Source organism: Kitasatospora sp. NPDC047058 (genome assembly GCF_040643935.1).
GTDB lineage: Bacteria > Actinomycetota > Actinomycetes > Streptomycetales > Streptomycetaceae > Kitasatospora.
Genome location: NZ_JBEYVJ010000429.1, coordinates 1 through 5,426, shown reverse-complemented (window position 1 = coordinate 5,426; position 5,426 = coordinate 1). Strand labels below are relative to the sequence as shown.

The window sequence follows — 5,426 nt, the reverse complement described above, 5'->3', positions numbered from 1 at the left end:
GAGGCCCGCACCACGGCGTGGCGCCAGTACCTCAGCGGCAGACCCTCCCTGGTCACCTCCGCCCTGGCCATCGCCGGCCGCGAGCAGGCCGAGCACGCCGATGCCCAGCGGGGCGCTCGATCCGGCGGAGGTGAACACCATCGCGCTGACCACGGAGGCGAGGCCGGCCTGGGAGCCGACCGAGATGTCCAGGCCGCCGCAGATGATGACCACGGTCTGGACGACGGCGAGCAGGCCGGCGATGGTGGCGGCCTCGGCGATGACCTGGATGTTGTCCCAGCTGAGGAAGTTGCCGTTGAGCCAGCCGAAGAGGGCGAGGACGAGGGCCAGTGCGCCCAGCAGGCTGAGGTTCTGGCCGCCGACGGCGGTGAGCAGGGCGAGCGGACGGCGCGCCGGTCCGGCCTGCTCCGGGCGGGCGTCGGGGACGGCGCGGGTGGTCATCGGGCGGCTCCGGTGGGGGAGTTGGGGTCGGGGTTCGGTGCGGTGGCCAGGTCGTCGGCCATGGCGAGGGCGAGGACGGCCTCTTCGGAGGCCTCGGCGCGGTCGAGTTCGCCGGTGACCCGCCCGTTCTGCATCACGACGATGCGGTCGGCGAGGCCGAGCACCTCGGGCAGCTCGGAGGAGATCACCAGGATGGCGACGCCTTCGCGGGCGAGGTCCTCGACGATCCGGTAGATCTCCGCCTTGGCGCCGATGTCGATGCCGCGGGTGGGCTCGTCGAGGATGAGCAGCCGCGGCCGGCGGGCGAGCCAGCGGGCGAGCACCACCTTCTGCTGGTTGCCGCCGGACAGGGCGCGGACCTCGGTCTCGATGGAGGGCGCGCGCACCCGCAGCCGGTCGGCGTACTGCTGGGCGAGCCTGCGCTCCTCGGCCCGCCGGACGAAGCGCCGCCGGCGCAGTGACGGGTAGCTGACCAGGGCGGTGTTGTCGCGGATGGTGCGGTGGAGGAAGAGCGCCTGCGTCTTGCGCTCCTCCGGCGCGAGGCCGATGCCGGCCGCGATCGCGTCGCGGGGGCCGCGCAGGCGCAGCGGCTTGCCGTCCAGGGTGATCGTGCCGGAGCGGACGGGTGCGTCGCCGGCCAGGGCGAGGGCGAGTTCGGAGCGTCCGGCGCCGATCAGGCCGGCGAGGGCGACGACCTCGCCGGCGTGGACGCGCAGGCTGACGCCGCGGACGGCGTCGGTGGTGAGGTCCCGGACGTCGAGGACCAGGCGGTCGGTGGCGACCCGTTGCCGGGTGAAGAGGGTGGAGAGGTCGCGGCCGACCATCAGCCGTACGATCGCGGCCTCGTCGGTGCCGGCCGCGTCGACGACGCCCGCCACCGCGCCGTCGCGCAGGACGGCGATCCGGTCGGCGAGCCGGAAGATCTCCTTCATCCGGTGGGAGACGTAGACGACCGCGACGCCCTCCGCGCGCAGCCGGCCGATCAGGGCGAACAGGGCCTCGGTCTCCTGCTCGGAGAGGGAGGAGGTGGGCTCGTCGAAGGCGATCGCGCGGGGAGGCACCCGGCCGCTGAGCGCCCGCAGGATCTCCACCAGCTGGCGCTGTGCGGCCGTGAGCGCCGAGCCGGGCAGGTCGGGGTCGAGGACGCCGGCGAATCCGAGCCGGTCGAGGTCGGCGGCGGTCCGGCGGCGCAGTTCGGCACGGTCGAGCCGCCGGCCGGCCCGGCGCGGGAGCGACCCGGCGTGGACGTTCTCGGCGACGGAGACGTGCGGGATGATCTCCGGCTCCTGCGGGATGATCCGGATGCCGGCCCGGCGGGCGTCGACCGGGGAGGAGAGGGCCAGCGGGACGCCGTCGAGCGTGACGACGCCGGTGGTGGGGGCGTGATCGCCGGTCAGGATCTTCAGCAGGGTGGACTTGCCCGCGCCGTTCTCGCCCATGAGGGCGGTGACCTGCCCGGGCGGGAAGTGCAGGGTCACCTCGTGGAGCGCCCGGACGGTGCCGAAGCGTTTGCCGACGCCCTCGGCGGCGAGGCCGGCGGGCGGGGCGGCGGAGTGGTCGGTGCTCATCGCGGCCTCACTGCGGTGCGGCGGGTCGGGTGTCGGTCGGTCAGCTGCAGGTCACGCCGGCGGACCGCCAGCCGGCGGGGTCGACCATCCGGGTGGGGGCGAAGGCCTCGGCGGGCATCTCCTTGCCGTTCTTGAGGCGGTCGTACATGGTCTGGACGGCGAGCGCGCCGACGTCCCGGCCGTTGATGAAGAGGGCGGCCTTCAGGCCGGAGGGCTTGCCGCTGCCCCAGTCCTTGCAGGCCAGGTAGGCGCCGAGGCCGACGCCGTCGATGTCGCCGGGGGCGACGCCGGCGTTCTGCAGCGCGGTGACGCCGCCCTGGACGTTCTCGTCGTTGCAGCCCCAGACCACCCAGTGCCTGACGCCGGGGTTGGCGGTGACGGTCGCGGCGACCTTGTCCTGGGCGCCGGTCGGGGTGTTGTCGGTGGCCACGTCGATGTTCTGCACGCCGGGAACCGCGGAGGCGAAGGCGGCCTTGGCGGCCTTGACCCGGTCGCCGCAGACGGTGACGTCCTGCTTCCAGGCGGAGATGACCCGGGTGTCGGCCGGGTTCCAGCCGGCCTTCGTGAACTCCTCCGCGGCCCGCTTGCCGACCTCGCCGCCCATCTGGGTGCCGGAGAAGCCGATCCGCGGCACCAGGTCGGACGCGGCGCAGGAGGCCGGGTCGGGGCCGGTGGCGCAGATCTGGTCGTCCGAGGTGAGCAGTGCGGTCCTGGCGTCCCTGGCCATCTGGACGACCTGCGGGCCGACCGCGGGGTCCGGGACGACGATGATCAGGCCGTTGCTCTTCTGGGCGATGGCGGACTGGACCTCGCTGACGGTCCGGTTGGCGTCGTTGCCGAGGTTGACCACCTTGAGGTCGACGCCGAGTTCGGCGGCCTTGGCCCTGGCGCCGGCCGCCTCGCCGACGAAGTACTCCTGGTCGCCCTGCTTCTGCAGGTAGGTGATCGAGACCTTTCCGCTCACCGGGGCGACCGGGGCGGCGCCGGAGACGGACTCCTGGCCGGTGGAGCAGGCGCCGAGGGCGAGCGCGGTGGCGAGGCCGAGGGCGGCGGACAGCGGGCGGGCGGGGGAGAGGCGCAAGGAGGGCTCCGGTGGGCCGAGGGGGAGGGGAGAGGCCGTTGCGTGAACACGGCCAATATGAAGGCGAACTGACCAGGAGTCAACAATTGCGAACAGATCGGCACGCCTTCCTCCGGGAGCCCGTCGGAGGTCTTGACGCCGGTGCAGGGGGAGGGTCGACACTCTGACGCACATCTCTGTCCGATCCTGTCCGTTTCTGGAGGATCCCGTGCGTTTACCCTCGGGTGCACCGCCCCGACGCCTCGCCGCCGCCCTCACCGCAGCCGCGCTGCTCCTGAGCGGCGCCGCACTCGTCACCGGTGCCGGACCCGCCACCGCCACACCCGCCGCAGCCGCCGGCAACGGGCTCGCCCGCACCCCGCAGATGGGCTTCAACAACTGGAACTCCACCGGCTGCGGACCGCAGTTCAACGAGACGATGGTCAAGGGCATCGCCGACCTCTTCGTCGGCAAGGGGCTGAAGGCGGCCGGCTACCAGTACGTCAACCTCGACGACTGCTGGGCGCTGCCGCAGCGTGACGCCGCGGGCGACCTCGTCCCCGACCCGGTCCGCTTCCCCGGCGGCATCAAGGCCCTGGCCGACTACGTCCACTCCAAGGGCCTGAAGTTCGGCATCTACTCCAGCGCCGGCGACCACACCTGCGACGTCAAGGGCTTCCCCGGCGCGCTGGGCCACGAGCAGCAGGACGCGAACCTCTGGGCTTCCTGGGGCGTCGACTACCTCAAGTACGACAACTGCAACAACCGGGGCATCGACGCGCGGACCCGCTACCGGGCGATGGGCGACGCGCTCAAGGCCACCGGCCGGCCGATCCTCTACAGCATCTGCGAATGGGGCGGGAACGCGCCCTGGACCTGGGCACCCGACCTCGGCAACTCCTGGCGCACCACCGGCGACATCGGCGACGGCTGGGCGTCGATGATCGGCATAGCCCGCGCCGACCGGGGGCTCGCCCCCTACGCCAAGCCCGGCGCGTGGAACGACCCGGACATGCTGGAGGTCGGCAACGGCGGCATGACCGACACCGAGTACCGCACCCACTTCAGCCTCTGGGCCGAGATGGCCGCCCCGCTGATGATCGGCACCGACCTGCGGACGGCCTCGCAGGCGACCCTGGACATCCTCACCAACACCGACATCATCGCCGTCGACCAGGACCCGCTCGGCATCCAGGGCAGGGTGGTCTCCGACTCCGGCGGACTGGTGGTGATGAGCAAACCGCTCGCCGACGGCAGCCGCGCCGTCACCCTCACCAACGAGAGCTCCGCCGACGCCACCCTCACCACCACCACGGAGGCGCTCGGCATCGGCGGCGCGAGCTCGTACACCGTCAAGGACCTCTGGTCCAAGGCAGTCGGCACGAGCACGGGCACGCTCGGCGCCCCCGTCCCCCGCCACGGGACCGTGATGCTCCGGGTCACGCCCGGGACGCCCGTCGTGCCACCCGCCGGCCTGGACCACGTCTCCGACCTGCCCCTCGTCGCCGCGAACAACGGCTGGGGTCCGGCCGAGCGCGACCGCAGCAACGGCGAGGCCGCGGGCGGGGACGGCCGGACGCTCACGATCCGCGGCGTCCGGTACGCCAAGGGCCTGGGCGCCCACGCCTCCGGTGACGTCTCCCTCGCCCTGGGCGGCGCCTGCCGGACGCTGACCACCGACGTGGGCGTGGACGACGAGACGTTCGGGCGCGGCTCGGTGGTCTTCCAGATCTTCAGGGACGGCGTCAAGGTCGCCGACAGCGGACTGCTCACCGGCAGGGACCCGGCGAAGAGGCTGACCGCCGACCTGACCGGCGCCACCACGCTCCGCCTGGTGGTGACCGACGGCGGGGACGGCAACGCCTCCGACCACGCCGACTGGGCCGGGCCCAGGATCGCCTGCGGCAACGGCCCGTCCGCCGGCCCCCACCAGCTCTCCGACCTGGCCTGGTCCTCGGCGGTCAACGGCTGGGGCCCGGTGGAGAAGGACACGAGCAACGGCGAGCAGGCCGCCGGCGACGGACACCCCGTCACCATCCGCGGCACCCGGTACGCCAAGGGCCTCGGCACCCACCCCGCCGGGGAGATCGTCTACTACCTCGGCGGCGCCTGCCGGACGCTGACCACCGACGCGGGCGTGGACGACGAGACCGGTGGCGGCGGTTCGGTGACGTTCCAGATCTGGACGGACGGGGTGAAGGCCGCCGACAGCGGCCGGCTCACCGGCTCCGGCCCGGCCGCCCATCTGAGCGCCGACGTGACCGGCGCGGTGGAGCTGCGCCTGGTGGTGACCGACGGCGGGGACGGCAACGCCTCCGACCACGCCGACTGGGCGGCACCGGTGCTCACCTGCTGAC

3 protein-coding genes and 1 pseudogene are annotated in these 5,426 nt (G+C 73.4%); 1 reads left to right on the top strand and 3 read right to left on the bottom strand.

Features of this window, described 5'->3' with window-relative positions:
• From ABZ885_RS34635 to ABZ885_RS34625, 3 genes and pseudogenes are all read right to left on the bottom strand, one after another.
• Window positions 1-441, bottom strand: a pseudogene (locus tag ABZ885_RS34635) (hypothetical protein); the annotation flags it as partial.
• Complete coding sequence (locus ABZ885_RS34630) at window positions 438-2,009, bottom strand: sugar ABC transporter ATP-binding protein (RefSeq protein WP_360197758.1); 1,572 nt, start codon at window positions 2,007-2,009, stop codon at window positions 438-440. The pseudogene ABZ885_RS34635 and the gene ABZ885_RS34630, both read right to left, overlap by 4 nt.
• 40 nt (window positions 2,010-2,049) lie before the next feature.
• Window positions 2,050-3,090 (bottom strand): substrate-binding domain-containing protein, encoded by a 1,041-nt coding sequence (locus tag ABZ885_RS34625; protein WP_360197755.1) that lies wholly within the window; start codon window positions 3,088-3,090, stop codon window positions 2,050-2,052.
• A gap of 364 nt (window positions 3,091-3,454) precedes the next feature.
• On the opposite strand from ABZ885_RS34625, the gene ABZ885_RS34620 reads away from it, so the two are divergent.
• Window positions 3,455-5,425: an NPCBM/NEW2 domain-containing protein gene (locus ABZ885_RS34620; RefSeq protein WP_360197761.1), complete on the top strand. Its 1,971-nt coding sequence runs from the start codon at window positions 3,455-3,457 to the stop codon at window positions 5,423-5,425.
• The last annotated feature ends 1 nt before the right edge of the window (window position 5,426 follow it).